This is a genomic window from Bacillus sp. Cr_A10 (assembly GCF_029222665.1).
In the GTDB taxonomy this organism is placed as follows: domain Bacteria; phylum Bacillota; class Bacilli; order Bacillales_A; family Planococcaceae; genus Psychrobacillus.
In genome coordinates, this window is record NZ_JARHXR010000016.1 from 61,445 (window position 1) to 83,975 (window position 22,531).

Sequence of the window (22,531 nt, forward strand, 5' to 3'; positions counted from 1 at the left end):
CTTACCCTCCTTTGCATCTAATAGAAGCAATCTCCTCATAACGAGGTTTACTATTCGGGTTTATCTTAAATACACTAAAACAACTTACTTCAAATGTCGATTTAGGCAAGTGAAAATCTTCTATAGACAGTAACCCCTTAGACGCCCATTTTTTAGCAATCGTAATATGAGCATTAAAATCCTTCGTATGTTCTGTTTTTATACAATCACTCAAGGTTTCCACAACTTCTTTTTGTAACCTCTTTAATGAGTCACTTTCTTCTAAGTCAGTATAAACTACTCTCGGTGTTCGATTGCTTCCAAAATGAGCGAGCCCATTCGTTGTTAGATTAAAAGAACTCCAGTCGATATTTCGTAACGACTGGATGATATGTTCTATTTGTTCGCTCGCCATTGCCCCAATATAAAATAAAGTAATGTGCAAATCCTCTTTAAATGGCAACGTTTTATGCGTCTCATGTAAATTAGTTTTATCTCTTGCTTCTATGATATCTGTTCCGAGCGTTGGTGGAATTTTAATACCTATAAAGTAATGTGTGTTCATACGCCAATAGATGAAGGGATTTTTTTCTCAAAAGCTTGTTGTAATTTTTGAGTCCATTCTCCACGTGTACCATTCCCAATTGGTTTTTCGTCGACAGAAACAATTGGCATTACTTCAGCATTTGTAGAAGACATAATAATTTCATCCATTTCCAAAGCTTGTGCTTTTGTAAATGCTTCTTCTACTACCGGGAGCCCTACTTCTTCACAGCAATCTAAAATCACTTTTCTTGTTATTCCATTTAATATAAGATTACTAACTGGATGTGTATAAAGCACACCATCTTTAATGCCATATATATTGGATGAAGACCCTTCGGTTATTACTTCCCCACGATGTTGAATAGCTTCATAGCAATCTTTGCTTACAGCTTCTTGTTTTGCCAATACATTTCCTAAAAGGTTCAGAGATTTTATATCACAACGAAGCCAACGAATATCCTCAACAAAACACGCTTTTACTCCGTTTTCAAGTTGAGCGTGAGGACGACTTGTTTCTTTTGTATATGCTGTTAGTACAGAATCGACAGCTGGAGTCGGAAAGTTATGCTGTCTAGCGCTAGTACCACGAGTAACTTGCAAATAAATATGTCCGTTTTGGACTTCATTCGTTTCGATTAAATCATAGAGCATTTTATAAAGTACATCTTTTGTATAAGGAATGACTAACTGAATTTTATCAGCACTTGCATACAATCGGTCAATATGTTCTTTAGCAGTAAATACATCTCCGTTATAAATTTTAATTACTTCATAAATACCATCACCAAATTGGTATCCACGATCCTCAAAGCCTATTTTTACTTCTTCTTCGTTAACGATTTGATCATTCCATAATATTTTAGTCATCAATTTTCACCTCTGTAGTATTTTTTCCTGCAAGTTCCACAATTGCATCTGCATAAATCGCTGTTGCCTTAACTAAATCTTCTATGTCTACATATTCATCTACTTGGTGCGCTACGTCCTTTCTTCCAGAGAATAGCATTCCAAATGCAACCCCATTTTTCAGAACCCTAGCATAAGTACCTCCACCTATAGATAACAGCTTTGCCTCTTCTCCCGTTTGTCTTTCATATACTTTTTGTAATGATTTAATAAGTATATCTTCTTTATCGACATAATGAGGCTTAGAATTAGAGCCAAGATCAAGCGTGATCCCTAAATTTTGAAGAGTCTCTCTACATGTACTCAGTTTTTCTTCAAAAGGGTAAGTAACTGAATATCTCATACTAACTTGTGTACAAGACCCTTGTGCTGGGGCATAATGAATAACACCCGGATTTAATGTTGTATCTCCTGATACATCATCCGAAAAGTTAAGAGATAATGCATGCCCTCTACTGTCATCACCAAAGCCAATAACTAAAAAGTCTACAAATGCTTTCGAGTGAGGAGTTAATGGAACGACTTGTAAAAACTTCGCAAGTAAAATTGCTGCATTTACCCCTTCATCTGGCTCCATAGCATGTGCAGATTTTCCTCTTACCAACACTTTAACCATTGGACCTTCTTGCGTTACTTCCCCATTAAAACCATGTTCAGTAGAAAATTCACTAAACTTTTGTTTTATGGAATGAAGTCCACCAAAAATAAGGGCAAAGGCTTCGTCCGGAACCATATTTGTCCGCTTTCCTGCTTGAAAAAATTGAATAGTTTCCGTTTCAGTTGATCCAGTTTGCGTAAAAATTAGGTTTGCAATTCCTTTTTCTGCATTAATAATTGGGAAATCTGCATCAGGTGCAAAGCCTATTTCAGGCATCGGTTCTTTTTCAAAATAACGTTCTACACATCGAAAGCCGCTCTCTTCATCCGTCCCAATGATTAGTCTTACTTTTTTATGTAAAGGGATTCCAGATTCTTTTACTAACTTCATTGCCATCCAAGCTGCAATAGTCGGACCTTTATCATCTATTGCACCACGACCGTAAATTTTATCATCTGCTACGACGCCTTCAAAAGGAGGATAAGTCCAGCCTTCTCCAACTGGGACCACATCAACGTGACAGAGAATACCTAAAGTTTCCTCTCCATCTCCCATTTCAATATGACCAGCCATATTATCAATATTTTTAGTAACTAGACCCTCATTTTTTCCTTCACTTAACATATGATTAAGTGCTTCTAGAGGTTTCGGCCCAAAAGGCATTTCTTCCGTAGCAGCTTTTTCATCAAGAACACTAGGAATTTGAATTAATTTTTGAAGCTCTTCAATCATCTCAGTTCTTTTTTGTTCCGCAAGTTCTAACCAATTCAATATAAACCCTCCTACACAATCCTTCTAACGTTATTCTACACTTTTTTCAGCGTATAAAACACAAAAAAGAAGGCATTTTCAGTCTTCTTTTTCGATGATTTTTTTAATTCTAATATTTCATGTACTAACGAACCTTTTTTTATATTTTTTCTACTTGTTTGCTATCAATTTTTTCGCTTGGACATCTATTTTTTCATTCATTTTAATAAATCTTTATATGAAGTTTTTGTAAATTAGCTGTTTTTTATAGAAATTTTCTCGAAAATCTACTATAATTAAATTGTCAGAAAATATATGACTGACTACCAATATAGTAAAGGGGCTGTAAATTGCAATTAATTTGTTGCTTTTCACCCATGTCGTCCGCTAGTCTTGCCACGAGATATGATGATGAAGGAGTGGTTACTTATGAAACCAACTACTGATCGGATGCTCAATCGAATTAAAGATATGTATATGTTCATCCGTGATCACGGAACTGTTACTACACAAGATTTAGTCGATGAATTTGGCATCACTCCTCGCACGATTCAACGAGATTTGAATGTACTTGCCTTTAATGACTTAGTCATAAGCCCAACAAGAGGCAAATGGACCACGACGAACAAACGCGTTAAAATGACATCTTAGATTTCCCCATATGAAAAGAATGACCTAGCCTAAGCTTGGTCATTCTTTTGCTGTAACCCCTCTAACTCTTCTTCAGTAAGTTCTCTATAATCTCCTTGTTTAAGAGATTCATCTAATTTTAATTGTCCCATTGAAAGCCTTTTAAGAAAAACTACTTTTTTTCCAACGGATTCGAACATTCTTTTTACTTGATGAAATTTGCCTTCTGTTATTGTTAATTCTACTTCGGACACTGGTCCTCTACTTAAAATTGTCAAAATTCCCGGCTTTGTTTTATAGCCATCATCTAATATTACTCCTTCTAAAAAAGCCTGTACGTCACTCTCGTCAACTATGCCTTCAACCTCTGCATAATATAATTTTGGTACATTCTTATTCGGAGAAAGTAGACGATGCGTTAAAGCACCGTCATTTGTTAATAATAGCAACCCTACAGTATCCTTATCTAGTCTACCAACTGGGTATGGCTGAAAATGACGTACATCATCCTCTAATAAGTCAATCACAGTTCGATCTCTCGTATCTTCTGTGGCAGATACGACTCCTGCAGGCTTATTTAGCATTAAGTAGATAAATTCTTTATACTCAATTTCTTCTCCATAAACAGAAACTTTATCTACATGTTCGTTCACATGCAAAGAGCTATCTTTTACTATGACATCATTTACTTGGATAGCTTTAGATTTAATTAATTCTTTTACTTCTTTCCTCGTACCAAATCCCATATGTGCTAGAAATTTATCTAATCGCATGTCATACTCCTAAAAACCAATTTTTTTCGTAAAACGTGTAATTCTCTCGCCGAAAAGCTTTTGTGCAAGTCCTAATCTTAGCGTGACATATCCATAAAAAACTGCTCCAATGGAAGCACAAACAAAGATAACTAATAATGATTCTATTTTCCCATCAATCGTAAATACTTGCCCAATTCCCCATTTTACGATGGATACTATACATAACATAATTGCCGTTAATATAGATATAAGGAAAATACGTCTAATTACCATTGTAGATTGATAATGCAATGTTTTTCCTATAGCAACCATATTTAAAGCAATAGCAACAATGTAACCAGCAGAAGTGGCCAAAATAGCACCATCCGTTTCAAACATTTTAATAAACGGGGTATTTAATACGAGCTTTGTTAAAATTCCGATTAATAAATTGAGGATAATTAATTTTTGGCGATCGATTCCTTGTAAAATAGAAGTAGTTACTGGATAAAGAGCAAACAGTATCGCAACAGGTGCATAATGCGCAAGCACTGTAGCCCCTACATCGCTTGTCTCATAAAATACTGTATAAAATTCATCTGCTAAAACTGAAATACCTAATGCAGCCGGCAAAGTTAAAAATAATAAAATTTGAAATGCCTGATCTAAAGATTTTCTAACATTCATAAAATCCTGTTTCGCATAAAAACTAGTAATAAGAGGAATGAGCGTCATCGAAAAGCCTGTAGCCAACATTACTGGTATCATCACAAGCTTATGTGTTGTGAAGTTCAACATACCTAAATATGTATCAGAAACTGATGCTTTCCCAATCATTGTCATTGCACGGTTAAAAGTAATCATATCGATAAATTGAAAGAGAGGATTGATTACCCCTACTAAAGCAAATGGAACCGTATAGACTAAGATTTCTTTATAAATATTTTTTAACGATACATCTGATGTTAAATTTCCGCTGTTTTCTAGAAGTGCATTATATTCTGGCTTTAACTTTTTCCAATACCAATACAGCACAACTAAGCTAGCAATCGCTCCTAAAAATGCTGCAAAAACTGCAAAAGAAACAGCAGTTTTCTCCGAGCCTTTAAATACATTCATGACAACGAAAGCACCAGCTAGAACGAACAAAATACGTACAACTTGCTCAAATAACTGAGATACAGCAGTTGGGGTCATATGTTGATACCCTTGAAAAAAGCCTCTAATTAAACTCATAACAGGTACAACTATCACCGCAAAACTTACATATCTAATAACGGATGCAACATCCTCAATGGAGAAGATAGCATCTTTGTCTTTTATGACAAGTTGAGCGATAGGTTCCGCCAATATATAAAGAAGAAGAAATCCTAGTACACCTGTAACACACATAAGCAGCATACTTGATTGGACTAATTTTCGTCCTGTTGCGTAATCCCCTAGTGCATTATATTTCGAAACAAATTTTGAAACTGCAATAGGTACTCCCGATACTGCTATTGCCAACATAATTGAATAAGGAACATATGCATACTGATAGAGTACTACATACTCTTCCCCAATTAATTGATAAAAAGGAATTACATAGAGAACGCCTAATATTCTAGATAATAAGAGACCAATTGTTAAAATCATCGTCCCTTTTAATAAATTCGAAGCCATAAAAACCGTCCAATCCTAAGAAATGTCTATCTTACAGTTTACATCTGTCGAAACAAAACCACAATGATGTATACTAAAGAAAAAAATGAAAGTGTGAACTTATTATGTATGACGTTATTGTAATCGGCGGGGGTCCCTCTGGCCTAATGGCAGCAGCTGCTGCTGGAGCAGAAAATAAACAAGTATTATTAATAGAAAAGGGTAATAAGCTTGGCAAAAAGCTAGCAATATCAGGAGGCGGTCGTTGTAATGTGACCAATCGACTCCCTCAAGAAGAAATCGTCAAAAATATTCCTGGAAACGGAAGATTTTTATATAGCCCTTTTTCTGTTTTTAATAATGAAGATATTATTGCCTTTTTCGAAAATCTTGGGGTACAACTAAAAGAAGAAGATCATGGAAGAATGTTTCCAGTATCCAATAAAGCAATGGATGTAGTGAATGCTCTTCTGGACGAATTAAAACGGTTAAAAGTTGAAATTAAATTAAACGCACCAGTTGCTAAATTATTAATGAATGATGAGAAAATTATTGGAGTTCGTCTTGAAACTGGTGAAGAAATTACCGCCGGCGCTATAGTTGTTGCAGTCGGTGGAAAGGCAGTACCACAAACTGGCTCTACGGGTGATGGATATCCATGGGCAGAAAAGGCTGGACATACGGTTACTGATCTATATCCTACAGAGGTTCCTTTACTATCCAACGAGTCATTTATAAAATCAAAAGAACTTCAAGGGCTTGCATTACGAGATGTTGCAGTTTCAGTTTTAAATAAAAAAGGTAAAGCAATTATTACTCATCAAATGGACATGCTTTTCACTCATTTTGGATTAAGTGGTCCTGCTATATTACGTTGCAGCCAGTTCGTTGTAAAAGAGCAAAAGAAGAATGGTGGTGAGCTTGTCCAAATTCGTATAGATAGTCTACCCGACAAAAACGAGGAACAAACTTTTCAATCTCTCCTCTCTTCTATTAAAGAGGAACCAAAAAAAGCTTTAAAAAATGTGTGGAAAGGACTTGTACCAGAAAGATGGCTTTTGTTTTTATTACAACAAGCTGGTATTCAAGAAAGTGAAGACGGGCAAAATCTTTCACACGAAAAGGTTCGCTCATTTGCTCATTTGTTGAAACAATTTACGGTAAATGTATATGGAACACAGCCCCTTGATAAAGCATTTGTAACGGGAGGCGGTGTTTCTATTAAAGAAATCGAACCTAAAACAATGGCTTCGAAGAAAAAAGCTGGTCTGTATTTTTGCGGAGAAATACTTGATATTCATGGCTATACAGGTGGCTATAATATTACTTCAGCACTCGTGACTGGAAAAATAGCTGGAATGAGCGCTGCGAAATCGATTGAATTATGAAACTATTTATTATACAATGTTTTGTAACAAGCATTGAGGAAGAATAGTAACTTTATGAAATGCTCTAGAGAGCTGATGGTTGGTGCAAATCAGTGCATGACATTTAGTGAATGGGCTTCTGAGCTCCAAAGCTGAACAATAAGTAAGCTTTGGCGTATGTCTACGTTACAGGACTTGCAATATATATCTTGCAGTAAGTGGATTACAATAGTAATCAAAAAAGGTGGCACCACGGCTCTCCGTCCTTTGTGATGGAGGGCCTTTTTGTGTTTAGTTGAGAAAAGGAGAGCAGAGCTATGACAGTTGAGACGAGAAGTTACGAATTGAAAGAAATCCAAGGGGATATGATGACCCCTATATCCATTTATCATGCTTTAAATGGAAAGAAAAAGACGTTATTTGAGTCATCCGCAAAACATGAAGAAAGTGGTAGATATTCATTTATCGCATGTAATCCCATTGCAGAAATAACCGGAAATCAATCTGGATATTCACTCCTTTATGAAAGTGGTAGCCAGGAAAAAGGAACAGAATCCATCATCGAAAAACTAAAATCGATGATGCCTATTCACAAAGAAACATTTCCTTTTTCATTTTTTGGCGGTGCAATCGGCTATTTTGGATATGAGACAGCTTTTTACAGTGAAAAAATTGGAGAGTTTCTCCACGATGACTTAGAAATGCCAGATATTCATTTAATGTTTTACGATACATTTGTGATTTATGATCATTTAAAGCAAACTGCTACAATAGCTGCAATCGATTTATTCCACAATGGTCGTACCCATAACAAAATGACGGAAGCAATTGAAGCTATCTGCTCAGATTTAAAAAAAGGTCCCATTTCATCCAAGGAAAATGAAGCAAAGCTTGCATTTCAGCCCATGATAGATGAGCAGACATTTATAGAGATGGTTCAAAAAGCAAAAGAACATATTATAAAAGGCGATATTTTTCAGGTTGTATTGTCCCAACGATTTTCTTCTCCCTATGAAGGAAATCCATTTGCATTATATCGTAAGCTACGTACATCCAATCCATCTCCATATATGTTTTATTTAGACTTTGAGCATTATATTATACTCGGAACTTCACCAGAAAGCCTTGTAAAAGTACAAAATGGATTAGTGACTACAAATCCAATAGCTGGAACGAAACCCCGTGGTCAATCCATACAAGAGGATGAACAAATTTCGAAGGATCTATTAAACGACGAAAAAGAAGTTGCAGAACATCGGATGCTTGTAGATTTAGGACGTAATGATATTGGACGCATCTCAGAAATTGGTTCAGTCTCAATCGAAAAATATATGAAGATAGAATACTATAAATACGTGATGCACATCGTTTCAGAAGTAACTGGTCTACTAAAAAAGGACACACATGTATTAGATGTTTTATCAGCATGCTTACCAGCTGGAACCGTCTCTGGTGCGCCTAAAATTAGAGCGATGCAGATTATAAATCAACTTGAGACATCTAAACGTGGTGTATATGCAGGTGCAGTAGGCTATATATCCATAACAGGCAATATGGATTTGGCACTTGCTATTCGCACTATGGTTGTAAAGGATCAACTCGCACATGTTCAAGCTGGAGCAGGGATAGTTTTTGATTCTATTCCAAAAAGCGAATACGAAGAAACCCTAAATAAAGCAAAAGCTCTTTTGGAGGTGCAACGATGATCCTATTAATCGATAATTATGATTCTTTTACGTATAACTTATATCAACAAGTAAGTATGCTCGGCAAAGAAGTTATGGTCGTTCGGAATGACGCTATTACTATCAAACAAATTGAAGAACTACATCCAGAAGCGATAATTATATCTCCTGGCCCTGGTAGCCCTTCGGAAGCAGGGATATCGATTGAACTGGTTCAACGGCTACACAATAGATATCCAATTCTCGGAATATGTCTAGGTCACCAATCCATTGGAGCTGCATTTGGCGCAAAGATTATTCAAGCGAAAAATATTATGCATGGGAAATTATCGATTGTAGAGCATTCCGCTGATTCTTTATTCCAACCATTTAAAGAACCAATTTCGGTCATGCGTTATCATTCTCTTGTAATTGATGAGCAAACATTAAGCGAAGAATTAGAAGTGCTTGCACGTGCAAAAGATGATAATGAAATCATGGCAATCAAGCATAGAGATTATCCCTTATATGGACTTCAGTTTCATCCCGAATCAATTGGGACAATACAAGGAGATCAAATGATACAGGGTTTTCTGGATATTATTCAATAAAAAACTGCTGTCCTGAAAGTCATAAAGAATGACTTTTAAGGGCAGTCTCTTTCTTTTTAGCTTCTATTAAAAAGTGCGATAGATTTCCGTTCAGGACGGACGCTTTCCGCCGGCATGGCTTCAGCCGCTTCCCTCACTACGCTCAGTCCAGGGTCTTTTCGCTCATGCACCTGCCGCTTCGCTTTCGGTGCAGAAAACATTTGCTATTCCGGCTGGAGTCGCCGCCTGAAACGAAAATCAACTCCTTCACTTTCACAATAAAAAAAGTAGCACAAACCATGGCCGTGGTTTGCACTACTAATGTTAGTATTTTTTATTTTTTGCTCAGTTAAACTTTAATGTTGATAAGTAAAGAAGCGAAAAATAGAGCTTTATTAAATAACGATATTCACCATTTTACCTGGGATAGCAATGATTTTCTTCACTTGTTGCCCTTCCAACCATTGTTGCACTTGTTCAGAAGCAAGAGCCAATGCTTCAAGCTCATCTTTTGTTGCATCTTTTGCAACAAGTAATTTCGCACGAACTTTCCCTTTAATTTGAACAGGAATTTCTACTTCATTGTCTACTAATTTAGATTCATCGAAATTTGGCCATGATTCGTAAACGATTGTATCATCATGTCCTAGAATACTCCAAAGTTCCTCAGCAATATGCGGAACGATTGGAGAAATAAGCTTCACAAATCCTTCTACATATTCTTTTGAAATTTTTTCGGCTTTATATCCTTCGTTAATAAATACCATCATTTGTGAAATGGCCGTGTTATAATGCATTGCTTCAAAATCTTCCGTTACTTTTTTCACTGTTTGGTGATAGGCTTTTTCCATATTGTCAGAAGAACTGTCTGTAACTTTAGAGCTCAATTTACCATCTTCATCAACTAACAATCGCCATATACGATCTAGGAATCTTCGTGAACCATCTAATCCGTTTGTAGACCATGGTTTTGAAGAATCAAGAGGTCCCATGAACATTTCATAAAGACGAAGGGAATCTGCACCATGACTTATCACGATATCATCGGGGTTTACAACATTCCCTTTTGACTTAGACATTTTTTCGTTACCTTCACCTAAGATCATGCCTTGGTTAAATAGTTTTTGGAAAGGTTCTTTTGTTGTCACTACACCAATATCATAAAGGAACTTATGCCAGAATCTAGCGTACAACAAATGCAGTACTGCATGTTCTGCTCCACCAACGTAAATGTCAACCGGAAGCCAACGTTTTGCTAATTCTGGATCCACAAGTGCTTCGTCATTGTTTGGATCAATATAGCGTAAGTAGTACCAACAGCTACCTGCCCACTGAGGCATTGTATTTGTCTCCCGACGACCTTTTTTACCTGTTACTGGATCTACAACATTTACCCATTCCGTAATATTCGCTAATGGAGATTCACCTGTACCACTTGGCTTAATATCTGTTGTTACTGGAAGCATCAAAGGTAATTCAGATTCATCTACTGGAGTAGAAGTACCATCTTCCCAATGGATGATTGGAATTGGTTCCCCCCAATAACGTTGGCGACTAAATAACCAGTCACGAAGACGATACGTAATTTTCTTTTCGCCTTTACCGTTTGCTTCAAACCATTCAATCGCTTTCGCAATCGCTTCTTGTTTGTTTAAACCATTTAAGAAGTCAGAGTTAATAAGCGTTCCATCTGCTGTATAAGCCTCTTTTTCAATCTCTCCACCAGACACAACTTCGACGATTGGCAGATCAAATTGTTTGGCGAACTCAAAATCACGCTCATCATGTGCAGGAACTGCCATAATAGCCCCTGTTCCATAAGTTGCCAATACATAGTCTGCAATCCAGATTGGCATTTTTTCGCCGCTAATCGGATTAATCGCGTAGGCACCGGTAAAAACACCTGTTTTATGTTTTGCAAGATCTGTACGCTCTAAATCACTTTTTAATTTTACTTGATCTTTGTAGGCTTGCACTGCTTCTAGTTGTTCTGCTGTCGTAATTGTATCCACAAGCTTGTGCTCTGGCGCTAATACAGCATAAGTGGCACCAAAAATAGTATCAGGACGAGTTGTGAAAGCACGGAATGATTCGTTTATGCCATCTATTTCAAATGTAAGCTCAGCACCCTCTGAACGTCCAATCCAATTACGTTGCATTTCTTTTAAACTTTCTGGCCAATCAAGATCATCTAAATCCTCTAAAAGTCTATCTGCATAAGCAGTTATACGAAGCACCCATTGACGCATTGGACGGCGTTCAACAGGGTGCCCTCCACGTTCGGATACTCCATCAATTACTTCTTCATTTGCCAAAACAGTTCCTAATGCAGGACACCAGTTTACTGGCACTTCATCTACATATGCTAGGCCTTTTTTATATAGTTGAATGAAAATCCATTGCGTCCATTTATAATAAGAAGGATCCGTTGTGTTGACTTCTCTATCCCAATCAAATGAAAAACCTAAATCCGTCATTTGACGTTTGAATGTAGCAATATTTTTTGCAGTAAATTCTGCTGGGTCATTACCTGTATCGATTGCATATTGCTCTGCAGGAAGTCCAAAAGCATCCCATCCCATTGGATGAAGAACGTTATATCCTTGCTTACGTTTAAATGCACTTAAAATATCTGTAGCGATATAACCAAGTGGATGCCCAACGTGTAGGCCAACCCCAGAAGGATAAGGGAACATATCAAGTGCATAAAATTTAGGTTTTGATGGATCATCAGTCATCTTATATGTCTTGTTCTGTTGCCAATAATTCTGCCACTTTTTTTCAATTGCTTGATGATTAAAGCTCATTGTAATTCCTCCTCAAAATAAAAAAACTCGCCCCTTAAAAAAAACTAAGGGACGAGAGATTAACCTCACGCGGTACCACCCAAATTAGTGAAAAACATCACTCAACTTGATTCCTTAACGCGGAAAACGGTATAAGCTACTGACAGTTCACTCATACAGACTCAAAGGCGAGTTCAATAGGGCATTCCACTAACTTTCACCAACCGTTAGCTCTCTATAGAAATACAATCTATTTACTAATCCTTATCTGCGTCTTGCTATTACTTCGTATTTTAGAGGAAATACGTTTAAATAGCAAGTTTTTATTGAGTAGTATATCCACCGTCTAATACAACTGCTTGACCCGTCATACCTTTTGCAGCATCACTTGCTAAAAACAATGCTAAATCAGCAATTTCTTTTACATCTAACAATCTTTTTTGTGGTACTAATGGATAAATAACTTCTTCCAGTACTGACTCTAAAGGAACATTACGTGTATTTGCTAAGTCTTGGAATTGGTTTCTCACTAAAGGTGTATCAACATATCCTGGACAGATCGCGTTTACTGTAATGCCATCTGCTGCTGTTTCTAATGCAGCAACCTTTGTTAGGCCAATTACACCATGCTTAGCAGAGTTATAAGCTGCTTTACCAGCAAAACCTACTAAACCATTAATAGAAGCCATATTGAGAATTCTTCCGAACCCTCTTTTTCGCATATGAGGAAGAACATGTTTAGTCGCCATGAACGGAGCAGTTAGCATAATCTTCACTAATAATTCAAAGCGTTCCGTAGGAAAATCTTCTAACATAGAAACATGCTGCATTCCTGCATTGTTTATTAATATATCTATTTGTCCAAACTCTTTTACAGTTAAATCAATAGAATTAATAATATCTTCCTCGATTGTCACATCACATTTAATACCAAGAGCGTCACTACCTAGTGAAGCAGCAGCATCTTTAACCTTCTCTTCATTAATATCAGTTAATACTACCTTCGCACCAGCCTGATAAAATTCCTGCGCAATTTGAAACCCAATTCCTTGTGCAGCTCCAGTGATGAGAAGTACTCTATCTTTTACCATACGTTTTACCTCCAAAATCAGCCATTAAGCTCATTGGACTGAAAAATTATATACCTAGACCTAGAGAGAATAATATAATTGCAATAGCTGTTCCAATCGCTGGTACCACTACAGTGGTTGCTGCTACGGACCAATATGCGGCACTATGTTTTTCTCCACAGATTGATTGAATAGTAGTTACTACATATCCATTGTGTGGCAATGAGTCAAGTGCACCAGAAGAAATTGCTACTACCCTGTGCAACGCTTCAGCATTTACACCCATATCCATATAATGTGGCGCCAATAATGGTAATGCTATAGATTGGCCGCCAGAGGAAGAACCAGTCATACCAGCAATTACGGATACCGCAATAGCTGCACCGATTAAAGGCGAACCAGGAATATTCGTCATTGCTTCTACAGCAGTTGTAAATGCTGGAACATTTTTCGCAACTCCACCGAAACCAACAACTGCAGCTGTATTACCGATTGCAATAATAGCCCCAACAGTTCCTGCCGAAAACGCTTCCCAGAAATTTTTCGAATATTTTCTACCTACGAAGTAAGTAGCAATAACTCCTCCAAGTAACGCTATGATCAATGCAGATTGCGCTAGCTTATCATGGTAAATAAATGAGATCACTAATACTACAGCTAACGGAAGCATTGCTAAGAATGGATTAGGCAGACTTCTTGTCGTATCAAATGTTGGATCATTTTCACGATCCTCAAATCTTTCCCCTTTATTAACAGCTTTCTGGATAATACGTTTCAGCCACCAATACCCAAAAATCGCCATGAATGCTGCTACAATAATACTTACTTCCCAACCAGCATAAGCGTCTGTACCTAAAAATTGAATTGGAATCCAGTTTTGAATTTCAGGTGAACCTGCAGATGTCATCGTAAACGTAACTGAGCCTAGCGCTAATGTTGCTGGTATAAAACGACGCGGTAAGTCTGCTTGCTTAAACAATGAGATTGCCATTGGATATACAGAGAACGCAACAACGAACAAACTTACGCCTCCATATGTAAGGATTGCACAGGCAATTACGATAGCTAATACTGCATACTTCATTCCTAATTTATCGACGATCCATTTTGAAACGGAATCTGCCGCACCGCTATCCTCCATAACTTTCCCAAAGACAGCTCCTAGTAAGAACATTAAATACCAAGACATAATAAATCCTGTAAAACCTGTCATGTAACTTGTTACAAAATTTGCTTCCCCTTCAGCAGCCAATTGCGGAAACAGTGGCATTCCACTCGTCAACGCCACTAATAATGCTGATATAGGACCAGCGATTAATATATTTACACCCTTCATCGTCAAGATAATAAGTAAAGCCAGGCCTCCTATAAGGCCGATCATACTTAATGCTTCCATGAACAAATCCCCCCGAATTGTTTTATAAAGAAGTATTAAAACTCAACATTTTCTTTTACATTATCAACATTTAAAGAAGCTTCTGTTGAGTCAATAATATCTTGTACGGTGTACCCCTCGTACACCTCTTTAAGTACAAGTCCTTCTGGTGTCACTTCTATAGTGGCACGGTCTGTAATAATTTTGTCGACTACTCCCTTTCCTGTTAACGGAAGAGAGCACTCTTTTTTAATTTTTGGAGAACCATCTTTTGCAACATGATCCATGATTACAATCGTTTTTTTGGCACCATGCACTAAATCCATAGCACCGCCCATCCCTTTAATCATCTTCCCAGGAATCATCCAGTTTGCAAGGTCTCCTTTTTCAGAAACCTCCATTCCACCTAGGATTGCAACATCCACATGACCACCACGTATCATTGCAAATGATTCTGCACTTGAAAAGAAAGCAGAACCAGGAATAGTCGTAACTGTTTCTTTACCTGCATTGATTAGGTCTGGATCCACTTCCTCTTGAGTCGGATACGGTCCAATCCCAAGTAGTCCGTTTTCTGATTGTAATACTACTGTTTTATTTGGAGAAATATAATTGGCAACTAATGTAGGTATTCCAATACCTAAATTCACATAATTTCCATCTTCTATTTCCTTCTCTGCTCGAATAGCAATTAGTTCTCTACTTGATAATTTTGTCACTTGAAATCTCTCCCATCTATGAACGTGTCATTAATCTTTCAATCCGTTTTTCTTGATTGGCTTGTAACAGGCCTTGTACATAAATGCTTGGTGTATGAATAATGGCAGGGTCTAAATCTCCTGTTTCCACGATTTCTTCAACTTCTGCAATAGTAATCTTTCCTGCTGCGGCCATCATAGGATTGAAGTTTTGAGCCGTTTTGTTATAGATAAGATTTCCAAATTTATCTGCTTTTGAAGCTCGAATGAGAGAAAAGTCTGCACGTAGTGATTCTTCCAAAACATATTCTTTTCCATCATAAATACGAATTTCTTTTCCATCAGCTATTGTAGTACCAACTCCAGCCGGTGTGAAAAATGCTGGAATTCCTGCTCCACCAGCTCTTATTTTTTCTGCAAGTGTTCCTTGAGGGGTTAACTCAACTTCAATTTCCCCCGCTAGCACTTGACGTTCAAATTCTTTGTTCTCACCAACATATGAACCTATCATTTTTTTAATTTGCTTATTATTTAATAAAAGTCCTAAACCCCAATCGTCCACTCCACAATTGTTAGAAATGACCGTTAAATCCTTAACACCTTTCTCAACTAATGCAAGAATTAATTTTTCTGGAATTCCGACTAAGCCGAAACCTCCAACCATCAATGTTGCACCATCTTGTATTTCTTTTACCGCTTCCTCTGCAGAAGAATAAATCGGCTTCATTTGCATTTCCTCCTTACATTTTTGATGCGAAATAAAAGCGCTTTCACATGTAATTAAAACAGATTCTAAATTTTCACGCAATACCATTTGTGACAACTATTAGTCAATTTATCACATAATAATTCTGAAAAACTGGACAACTTTTGCATTAAAATAAATTATAATCACATTTTACAACACAAATTTTTTTCCGGTAAATCGGAATATAATCCGATAAGTCGGAATTTAGGTCATAAGTTGTATTTTTTTATTTTTTCATAAAGTGTGGAACGGCTAATACCTAATTGCTCAGCAATCACCGCTTTATTAGGCTCTTCTTCTAGTAAATCTCGAATCACATTTTTTTCAACATCTAGTAAAATATTTGCTAGCTTACCTGAAGTTTGAAAAGATAAAGCATTCCTTTTCTTTACTTGCGCTGGTAATGCGTTAGGTAAAATAATATCATCCTCTGCTAAATATACTGCAGCTTGAAGAACATTTTGCAATTCGGTAACGTTTCCTGGCCAATGATAGGATTGTAGTATTTCTCTTGTCTTCGTAGCTAAAACTACTTTACGACGTCCTGCCTGAACAACAAATTTTTGCAAGAAATGGTTCAATAGCTCTGTGAAGTCTTCCATACGCTCTCGAAGTGGTGGGATGGATAGGGTAATTGCTTGGATTCGATAAAATAAATCTTCTCGAAACTTCTTTTCCTCCACTAATTTAGATAGGGACACATTAGATGCTGCCAAAATTCGAACGTTTACTTGTTCCCCCTTCTCAGAGTGCATACATACAACTTCTTTGTCTTGCATTGCCCGTAAAAGCTTTGCTTGCAGTGTTACAGGAAGTGCGCTGATCTCATCTATAAAGAGTGTCCCTTTATCTGCTTGCTGATATCTTCCTTTTCGTAAATGTCCTGTAATCACATCGAGCTTACCGAATAATTCCTCCTCTAATAGTTCTGGAGGAACTGCAGCACAATTCACCTTAACAAAAAGTTCATCTGATCGATCAGAAAGCTGATGAATACTATGTGCAAACATTTCTTTTCCCGTACCACTTTCTCCTTCGATTAAAACCGGCAAATCACTCGGAGCTATCATTTCAATTGTTTCTTTTATTTTACGCATTGCGACAGAAGTGCCTTTAATATCTACTAAATGGTACTCTTTATAACTATTATCTTCTTTATTTAACTGTATGCGTTCCATCGTTGTACGAACGTGCGAGCTTAGCTTTTTCCAATCTGACATATCTCGAAATATAACACTACCGAATGCACCGACAATTTCACCATCGACAACAAGTGGAACACGGTTCGCCAGCATGTACGTTCCCTTTATGTAATGAGGTGATGCTATATCTGCAACCCCTGACTTGATTACTTCATGCATTTTTGTATTTTCAATTACTTCCGCAACATGCTGTCCAATTGCATTTTCTTTCGTAACTTCAAGAAACCTGCAATAATCTTCATTCATATAAAGTATGTTTGAATCTTTATCGACAACAACAAACCACTGGAATGCATTCTCTAATATTTGTGCCAGCACTGATACTGACAATTTTCCCAATAAACTATCCATTTTTTCCCCTCCTTCTTGGAAACAACTTCTGTCTTATAATCTCAAAAGTTAGACAATTAATCAATTCCCTTGCTTGATTATCTAATTCTCACTATTGAAAAAGAAGAGAGTCATCTTGTAAATTCATAACCCTTTTCCACCCAAAGCTTAATTAGGAATACTACTTATCTAGTGGCATTCACGCTGGCCGCACGTCCGCATGAGCCGCTGTATGCGCAAGCGCATCCATCTGTCTCATACGGCACGTCATGCGGCTGGTAAGGCGCGATTGCCAGTGTATCCTCTAGATAAAAAATGTAGATTTTATTATTAGATTGTTAAAAAATAATACTTTAAATGAAGGAGCGACTCATCCTGCGGAGGCTCATGCGTAGCGTGCGGCTAGCGCACATACGAGTTCTACTCTGTAATTAGAAGATTAATTTAACTTTTGTCAAAAGGGAATACTACTTATCTATTGGCATTCGCGCTGGCCAGTGTCTGCTATTCAATGAATAAAGAAGTTTCTATTTATAATCTTATTAATTAATAATCCTTTAAATTGTTTCAAACTCTATTTCATTGATAAACAATTATCTGAGAATAGAATGAAGGCTTACTTTTTCATAGATTTGTATATCTTATCGGATAATGTCCAGGATGTGCGCCTTACAAGCCGCTGGAGCGCGAAGAATGAAACCCCGTAAAGGATGGGCGAGCGACGAAGGAGCGACTCATCCTGCGGAGGCTCTTGCGTAGCGTGCGGCTAGCGCACATCCGTGTATGAAATCTTTCATTTGCTTTAAAACATAATATATTTAACTACTACATATGTTCCGCAATTTAAGAATCATCAAATAAAAAAACACCGTGGAAACGGTGTTTTTCTTTATTCATTATCCGCTACCTTTTTAAGAGGAAGATCATAAAGTAGACTTGTAACTATCGCAAAGACCATCAAGCTCGTTAGAATTAGAATCATCGCTGGTGTGCCATAAGCTTCTACCAAAATACCTCCGATGAAAGGTCCTATCATTCTACCTATTGTCGCCATACTATTAACAATTCCTTGATAAAAACCTTCTCTACCTTTCGGAGCTAACTTATCAGCAAGTGTTGGTACGGCTGGCCAAACGAACATTTCTCCAATAGTCAATATAACCATAGCAGTAATAAACATAGCGTAGCTTTCAGCAAATGCAACTACTACAAATGATCCCATGAAAATAACTATTCCTAAAATCATTTGTGCTTTAATCTTGTTTTCCAATCTCTTAATAATTGGTTTAATAAGAGGTTGACCCGCAATAATAAGCGCACCATTTATTGTCCATAATAAGCTATATTGTTTTAATGTTATACCTAAATCGAGCACATATGTAGAAATCGTCGAAGTCCATTGAACATAAACAATCCATGTTAACATATAACCAACAGTTATAATCATCATTGCATAAAAAGGCGCTTTTTGATTGATTTTCTTTTGTTCATTCAAAACAGCTACATGCTTATTAGATGATGCTGACATATTACGATAAAAGAATAGAGCGATAAATAAAAATAATACATATGTTAGCAAATTAGCTAGAAAGATATTATTTATATTACGATCTGCTACTAAACCCGCTATTGCCGGTCCTATAGCGACCCCTAAATTTTGAGCCAGATAAATTGCGTTAAACGCTTTTCTTCCCCCTTCTGGCCATACACTTCCAACCAATGCATACATGCTGGGAAATATAATACCTCCACTAAAACCTAAAATGGCTACGAACCAAATATATTCTGGCCAACCGTGCCAAAATGTTAATAGTATTAAAGGAATAATGGATAATATAATACCGAAAACGATAGATTTATATCCACCAATACGATCAAACAAGTATCCTCCTAATAGATTACCAATAACACCAGTTCCAGCATTTATCATAAGAACAAATCCAGCAACAGTTAAAGATTGCCCCAAATGATCATGCATATAAATCGTATGTAATGGCCACAAAAAAGAATTTCCAGTCGTATTAATAAACATTCCAACAATTAAAAGCCACACTACTTTTGGCAATAATAACACCTCATTTCTCCTTGCACTCTGAACATTGTATTCCTTTTCAGATGGCACTTCAAGATGTTGCAACAAACTTACCAAAGACATGATAAAATAATCCTTTAAGGAGGAGTCAAAATGACCGAATATCAATTTCCTTTTCCTTCTGATGGGAAAAGATATTATACATGGAATCGCTATTTACGAAATACATTTAACCAGAAAATTTTCAAAGTAGCTTTAGATGCAGGGTTTGATTGTCCAAATAGAGATGGCACTGTTGCATATGGCGGCTGTACGTTTTGTAGCGTTGCAGGTAGTGGTGACTTTGCAGGTAATAAAGTCGATCCTATTCCTGTGCAGTTTGAAAAAATAAAAGCTAAAATGCACGAAAAATGGAAAGCTGGAAAATACATTGCTTATTTTCAAGCATATACAAATACCCACGCTCCATTGCCTGTTTTAAAAGAAAAATTTGAAGCTGCCCTTGCCTTAGAAGGCGTTGTTGGGATTTCCATTGCAACAAGACCAGACTGCTTACCTGATGATGTTGTCGAATATCTAGCTGAACTAAATAAACGCACTTTTTTATGGATAGAACTTGGTCTTCAAACTGTACATGAAAGAACCGCTAATTTAGTCAATCGAGCTCACGATTATCCAACTTATGTAGAAGGGGTAAATAAATTAAGAAAACATGGCATTCAAATATGTACCCATATTATCAATGGATTACCTTTGGAAGATAGAGATATGATGATGGAAACTGCTAAAGCAGTATCTAAGCTTGATGTCCAAGGTATAAAAATTCATTTATTACATTTACTTAAAGGAACACCTATGGTGAAACAATACGAAAAAGGCAAACTAGAATTTATGGAACGAGATGCGTATATTCAACTCGTAGCAGATCAATTAGAAATTTTACCTCCTAAAATGGTAGTACAGCGAATCACTGGTGACGGTCCTATTGACTTAATGATTGGACCGATGTGGAGCGTAAACAAATGGGATGTTTTAAATGGAATAGATGCAGAATTAGCTAAGCGTGAAAGTTATCAGGGAAAATATTATCAAGAGACTGGTGTTATGAAATGAAATTAAAAAGAGTTTTACCATTTGCAAAAGATTTATTGGCATCTGTCATTAAGCCCGGAGATTACGTAGTAGATGCAACTGCAGGAAACGGGCATGACACTTTATATTTAGCAGAATTGGTAGGAGAAACTGGGCATGTTTATGCATTTGATGTACAATCTGAGGCTTTAAAGTCAACAGAGCAGAAATTAGTCGAAGCAAATTTAAAGTCCAGAACTACTTTAATATTAGATGGTCATGAACATGTTTCAACCTATGTTCAAAAGGAAGTTTCAGCTGCCATTTTCAATCTCGGATACTTACCTGGCAGCAATCATCATATCGTGACAAAAGGAAACTCCACAATTCTAGCTATGGAATCTCTCTTAGAATTGTTGAAAATAGGAGGTTTAATTGTATTAGTTGTTTATCACGGACATGCTGGTGGTAAAGAAGAAAAAGATGCAATTACAAATTATGTTAAACAATTACCTCAATCCTACGTCCATGTGCTATGCTATCAGTTTTTAAATCAACAAAATAACCCACCTTTTATCATCGCTATAGAAAAGATGAAAACATCTTAAATTCTCTGTCATTACTTTGCATATTTTGAAAGAGCATGGAGAAACTAATTAGAAAAAGCCTAGGCGTACGGAAAGAATATTGTTAATAGTTTTTTCTGATCAATTTATAAAGGAGAATCCCATGCCTAAAATCGCTTCTATTAGTACATATAATCCTCCATATGCTTTGGAGCAATCCAATATTGAACAATTAACAAAAGAATTGTTTCAAGATAAAATTGCACAATTAGATAGATTATTAAAAGTTTTTGAAAATGGAGACATAGATACCCGCTATTTTTGTGTACCGTTAGAATGGCATCAGAAAGAGCACACCTTTGAAGAAAGAAATAATCTTTATATTGAGCTAGCGACAAAATATAGTGTTGAAGTAATCCAAGCTTGCCTAAGTAATACTTCTTTTTTAAAAGATTCTCTTAAGCCAGATGAAATAGATGCAATCATATTTGTAAGTAGTACTGGCATATCTACCCCAAGTATCGACGCTCGAGTGATGAATCATCTTCCATTTTCTGACCGAACTAAACGGATTCCGATATGGGGGCTAGGTTGTGCTGGTGGAGCTTCAGGAGTTAGTAGAGCATTTGATTATTGTAAAGCTCATCCTAAAGCAAAAGTGCTAGTTGTTTGTGTGGAATTATGTAGCCTCACTTTTCAGCCTAATGATTATTCTAAAAGTAATCTAATAGGTGCTTCTCTTTTTGCTGACGGAGCTGCTTGTGTATTAGTTTGTGGTGATGAAGTATTATTGAACACGCAGAAACGAGTACCTTCTATTATATATACTGCCTCTAAGTGGATGCCTGATTCCGAAAATGTAATGGGATGGGATATTAAAAATAATGGATTACATGTTGTTTTCTCAAAGAGTATACCTTCTATCATTTCAAGCTGGCTCGGTCCATTCATTCATGAATTTATGGAGGAACAACAAATTTCAGTAGACCAGCTTAAGAACTTTATTGCTCATCCTGGTGGAAAAAAGGTATTGCATGCATACGAGGAAACACTTCAACTCGAGGAAAATCAAACAGCTATTTCACGTGATGTATTAAAAAAACACGGTAACATGTCTTCTCCTACTGTGCTTTATGTCTTAGAGCAATTTATGTTAAAAGATCATCAGAAGGATGAAATGGGATTATTAGTAGCTCTTGGACCTGGTTTTTGTGGGGAAGCAGTCTTACTAAATTGGAGTGATTAACA

At 36.7% G+C, this 22,531-nt stretch carries 19 protein-coding genes and 2 other annotated features; of the genes, 7 read left to right on the forward strand and 12 right to left on the reverse strand.

Annotated elements, in window-relative coordinates:
* Position 1 precedes the first annotated feature (1 nt).
* From thpR to pepV, 3 genes are read right to left on the reverse strand one after another with little or no spacing between them, the layout of a single operon-like run.
* Positions 2-544, reverse strand: a complete 543-nt coding sequence (gene thpR / locus P2Q73_RS15955) for an RNA 2',3'-cyclic phosphodiesterase (RefSeq protein ID WP_275789055.1) — start codon at positions 542-544, stop codon at positions 2-4.
* Positions 541-1,392, reverse strand: a complete 852-nt coding sequence (gene dat / locus P2Q73_RS15960) for a D-amino-acid transaminase (protein ID WP_275789057.1) — start codon at positions 1,390-1,392, stop codon at positions 541-543. The genes thpR and dat overlap by 4 nt, the downstream gene beginning before the upstream one ends.
* Positions 1,385-2,800 (reverse strand): dipeptidase PepV, encoded by a 1,416-nt coding sequence (pepV, locus tag P2Q73_RS15965; RefSeq protein WP_275789059.1) that lies wholly within the window; start codon positions 2,798-2,800, stop codon positions 1,385-1,387. Before pepV ends, dat begins: the two co-directional genes overlap by 8 nt.
* A gap of 408 nt (positions 2,801-3,208) precedes the next feature.
* Between pepV and P2Q73_RS15970 the strand changes: the two genes are divergently transcribed.
* Positions 3,209-3,430 carry a DeoR family transcriptional regulator gene (locus P2Q73_RS15970; RefSeq protein ID WP_053588572.1) on the forward strand — a complete coding sequence of 74 codons (222 nt, stop codon included), beginning with the start codon at positions 3,209-3,211 and terminating at the stop codon, positions 3,428-3,430.
* 29 nt (positions 3,431-3,459) lie between these two features.
* On the opposite strand, the gene P2Q73_RS15975 is transcribed toward P2Q73_RS15970, so the two are convergent.
* Both P2Q73_RS15975 and P2Q73_RS15980 read right to left on the reverse strand, forming a co-directional pair.
* On the reverse strand, positions 3,460-4,182 hold the full coding sequence (locus P2Q73_RS15975; protein WP_275789061.1) for a pseudouridine synthase: 723 nt from the start codon (positions 4,180-4,182) through the stop codon (positions 3,460-3,462).
* Positions 4,183-4,191: 9 nt separating this feature from the next.
* Entirely contained in the window at positions 4,192-5,805 is a 1,614-nt protein-coding gene (locus P2Q73_RS15980) for a putative polysaccharide biosynthesis protein (protein ID WP_053588570.1), read from the reverse strand.
* Between the two features lie 104 nt (positions 5,806-5,909).
* On the opposite strand from P2Q73_RS15980, the gene P2Q73_RS15985 reads away from it, so the two are divergent.
* The 3 genes from P2Q73_RS15985 (at position 5,910) to P2Q73_RS15995 (ending at position 9,426) form a co-directional block, all read left to right on the forward strand.
* Positions 5,910-7,172 (forward strand): BaiN/RdsA family NAD(P)/FAD-dependent oxidoreductase, encoded by a 1,263-nt coding sequence (locus tag P2Q73_RS15985; RefSeq protein ID WP_053588569.1) that lies wholly within the window; start codon positions 5,910-5,912, stop codon positions 7,170-7,172.
* A 24-nt stretch (positions 7,173-7,196) separates the two neighbouring features.
* Positions 7,197-7,422, forward strand: a binding site (T-box leader).
* A 46-nt stretch (positions 7,423-7,468) separates the two neighbouring features.
* Positions 7,469-8,857 (forward strand): anthranilate synthase component I, encoded by a 1,389-nt coding sequence (trpE, locus tag P2Q73_RS15990; RefSeq protein WP_275789064.1) that lies wholly within the window; start codon positions 7,469-7,471, stop codon positions 8,855-8,857.
* A complete protein-coding gene (locus P2Q73_RS15995; RefSeq protein WP_275789066.1) occupies positions 8,854-9,426 on the forward strand; it encodes an anthranilate synthase component II in 573 nt (190 codons plus the stop codon). Before trpE ends, P2Q73_RS15995 begins: the two co-directional genes overlap by 4 nt.
* 374 nt (positions 9,427-9,800) lie before the next feature.
* Here the strand turns inward: P2Q73_RS15995 and leuS are convergent, their stop codons facing one another.
* From leuS to P2Q73_RS16030, 7 genes are all read right to left on the reverse strand, one after another.
* Complete coding sequence (gene leuS, locus P2Q73_RS16000) at positions 9,801-12,212, reverse strand: leucine--tRNA ligase (protein WP_275789068.1); 2,412 nt, start codon at positions 12,210-12,212, stop codon at positions 9,801-9,803.
* A 44-nt stretch (positions 12,213-12,256) separates the two neighbouring features.
* Positions 12,257-12,471: a binding site (T-box leader), on the reverse strand.
* Between the two features lie 43 nt (positions 12,472-12,514).
* Positions 12,515-13,282, reverse strand: coding sequence for a 3-hydroxybutyrate dehydrogenase (locus P2Q73_RS16005; protein WP_275789070.1), 768 nt, complete (start codon positions 13,280-13,282; stop codon positions 12,515-12,517).
* A 46-nt stretch (positions 13,283-13,328) separates the two neighbouring features.
* Positions 13,329-14,657 carry a GntP family permease gene (locus P2Q73_RS16010; RefSeq protein ID WP_056832899.1) on the reverse strand — a complete coding sequence of 443 codons (1,329 nt, stop codon included), beginning with the start codon at positions 14,655-14,657 and terminating at the stop codon, positions 13,329-13,331.
* Positions 14,658-14,692: 35 nt separating this feature from the next.
* The gene (locus tag P2Q73_RS16015) at positions 14,693-15,355 is read right to left on the reverse strand and encodes a 3-oxoacid CoA-transferase subunit B (RefSeq protein ID WP_056832897.1); all 663 of its coding nucleotides are present in this window, start codon (positions 15,353-15,355) and stop codon (positions 14,693-14,695) included.
* A gap of 16 nt (positions 15,356-15,371) precedes the next feature.
* The gene (locus tag P2Q73_RS16020) at positions 15,372-16,061 is read right to left on the reverse strand and encodes a CoA transferase subunit A (RefSeq protein WP_056832894.1); all 690 of its coding nucleotides are present in this window, start codon (positions 16,059-16,061) and stop codon (positions 15,372-15,374) included.
* Between the two features lie 230 nt (positions 16,062-16,291).
* Positions 16,292-17,635 carry a sigma-54 interaction domain-containing protein gene (locus P2Q73_RS16025; RefSeq protein WP_275789074.1) on the reverse strand — a complete coding sequence of 448 codons (1,344 nt, stop codon included), beginning with the start codon at positions 17,633-17,635 and terminating at the stop codon, positions 16,292-16,294.
* 868 nt (positions 17,636-18,503) lie between these two features.
* A complete protein-coding gene (locus P2Q73_RS16030; RefSeq protein ID WP_056833072.1) occupies positions 18,504-19,679 on the reverse strand; it encodes an MDR family MFS transporter in 1,176 nt (391 codons plus the stop codon).
* 120 nt (positions 19,680-19,799) lie between these two features.
* Here P2Q73_RS16030 and mnmL point away from each other — a divergent pair, with 120 nt between their 5' ends.
* The 3 genes from mnmL to P2Q73_RS16045 all read left to right on the forward strand — a co-directional run bounded on the left by mnmL (position 19,800) and on the right by P2Q73_RS16045 (position 22,529).
* Positions 19,800-20,759 (forward strand): tRNA modification radical SAM protein MnmL/YtqA, encoded by a 960-nt coding sequence (gene mnmL / locus P2Q73_RS16035; RefSeq protein ID WP_275789077.1) that lies wholly within the window; start codon positions 19,800-19,802, stop codon positions 20,757-20,759.
* On the forward strand, positions 20,756-21,325 hold the full coding sequence (mnmM, locus tag P2Q73_RS16040; RefSeq protein ID WP_275789079.1) for a tRNA 5-(aminomethyl)-2-thiouridylate-methyltransferase MnmM: 570 nt from the start codon (positions 20,756-20,758) through the stop codon (positions 21,323-21,325). Before mnmL ends, mnmM begins: the two co-directional genes overlap by 4 nt.
* A 121-nt stretch (positions 21,326-21,446) precedes the next feature.
* A complete protein-coding gene (locus P2Q73_RS16045; RefSeq protein ID WP_275789081.1) occupies positions 21,447-22,529 on the forward strand; it encodes a type III polyketide synthase in 1,083 nt (360 codons plus the stop codon).
* Positions 22,530-22,531 lie beyond the last annotated feature (2 nt).

Bases quoted from the DNA above. Each gene is read 5' to 3' on its own strand.
- mnmM (WP_275789079.1), top strand. From the start codon at position 20,756: ATGAAATTAAAAAGAGTTTTACCATTTGCAAAAGATTTATTGGCATCT.
- P2Q73_RS16025 (WP_275789074.1), bottom strand. From the start codon at position 17,635: ATGGATAGTTTATTGGGAAAATTGTCAGTATCAGTGCTGGCACAAATA.
- mnmL (WP_275789077.1), top strand. From the start codon at position 19,800: ATGACCGAATATCAATTTCCTTTTCCTTCTGATGGGAAAAGATATTAT.
- P2Q73_RS15970 (WP_053588572.1), top strand. From the start codon at position 3,209: ATGAAACCAACTACTGATCGGATGCTCAATCGAATTAAAGATATGTAT.
- P2Q73_RS15995 (WP_275789066.1), top strand. From the start codon at position 8,854: ATGATCCTATTAATCGATAATTATGATTCTTTTACGTATAACTTATAT.
- P2Q73_RS15985 (WP_053588569.1), top strand. From the start codon at position 5,910: ATGTATGACGTTATTGTAATCGGCGGGGGTCCCTCTGGCCTAATGGCA.
- trpE (WP_275789064.1), top strand. From the start codon at position 7,469: ATGACAGTTGAGACGAGAAGTTACGAATTGAAAGAAATCCAAGGGGAT.
- P2Q73_RS16005 (WP_275789070.1), bottom strand. From the start codon at position 13,282: ATGGTAAAAGATAGAGTACTTCTCATCACTGGAGCTGCACAAGGAATT.
- P2Q73_RS16010 (WP_056832899.1), bottom strand. From the start codon at position 14,657: ATGGAAGCATTAAGTATGATCGGCCTTATAGGAGGCCTGGCTTTACTT.
- dat (WP_275789057.1), bottom strand. From the start codon at position 1,392: ATGACTAAAATATTATGGAATGATCAAATCGTTAACGAAGAAGAAGTA.
- P2Q73_RS15980 (WP_053588570.1), bottom strand. From the start codon at position 5,805: ATGGCTTCGAATTTATTAAAAGGGACGATGATTTTAACAATTGGTCTC.
- leuS (WP_275789068.1), bottom strand. From the start codon at position 12,212: ATGAGCTTTAATCATCAAGCAATTGAAAAAAAGTGGCAGAATTATTGG.
- P2Q73_RS16020 (WP_056832894.1), bottom strand. From the start codon at position 16,061: ATGAAGCCGATTTATTCTTCTGCAGAGGAAGCGGTAAAAGAAATACAA.
- P2Q73_RS16045 (WP_275789081.1), top strand. From the start codon at position 21,447: ATGCCTAAAATCGCTTCTATTAGTACATATAATCCTCCATATGCTTTG.
- P2Q73_RS15975 (WP_275789061.1), bottom strand. From the start codon at position 4,182: ATGCGATTAGATAAATTTCTAGCACATATGGGATTTGGTACGAGGAAA.
- thpR (WP_275789055.1), bottom strand. From the start codon at position 544: ATGAACACACATTACTTTATAGGTATTAAAATTCCACCAACGCTCGGA.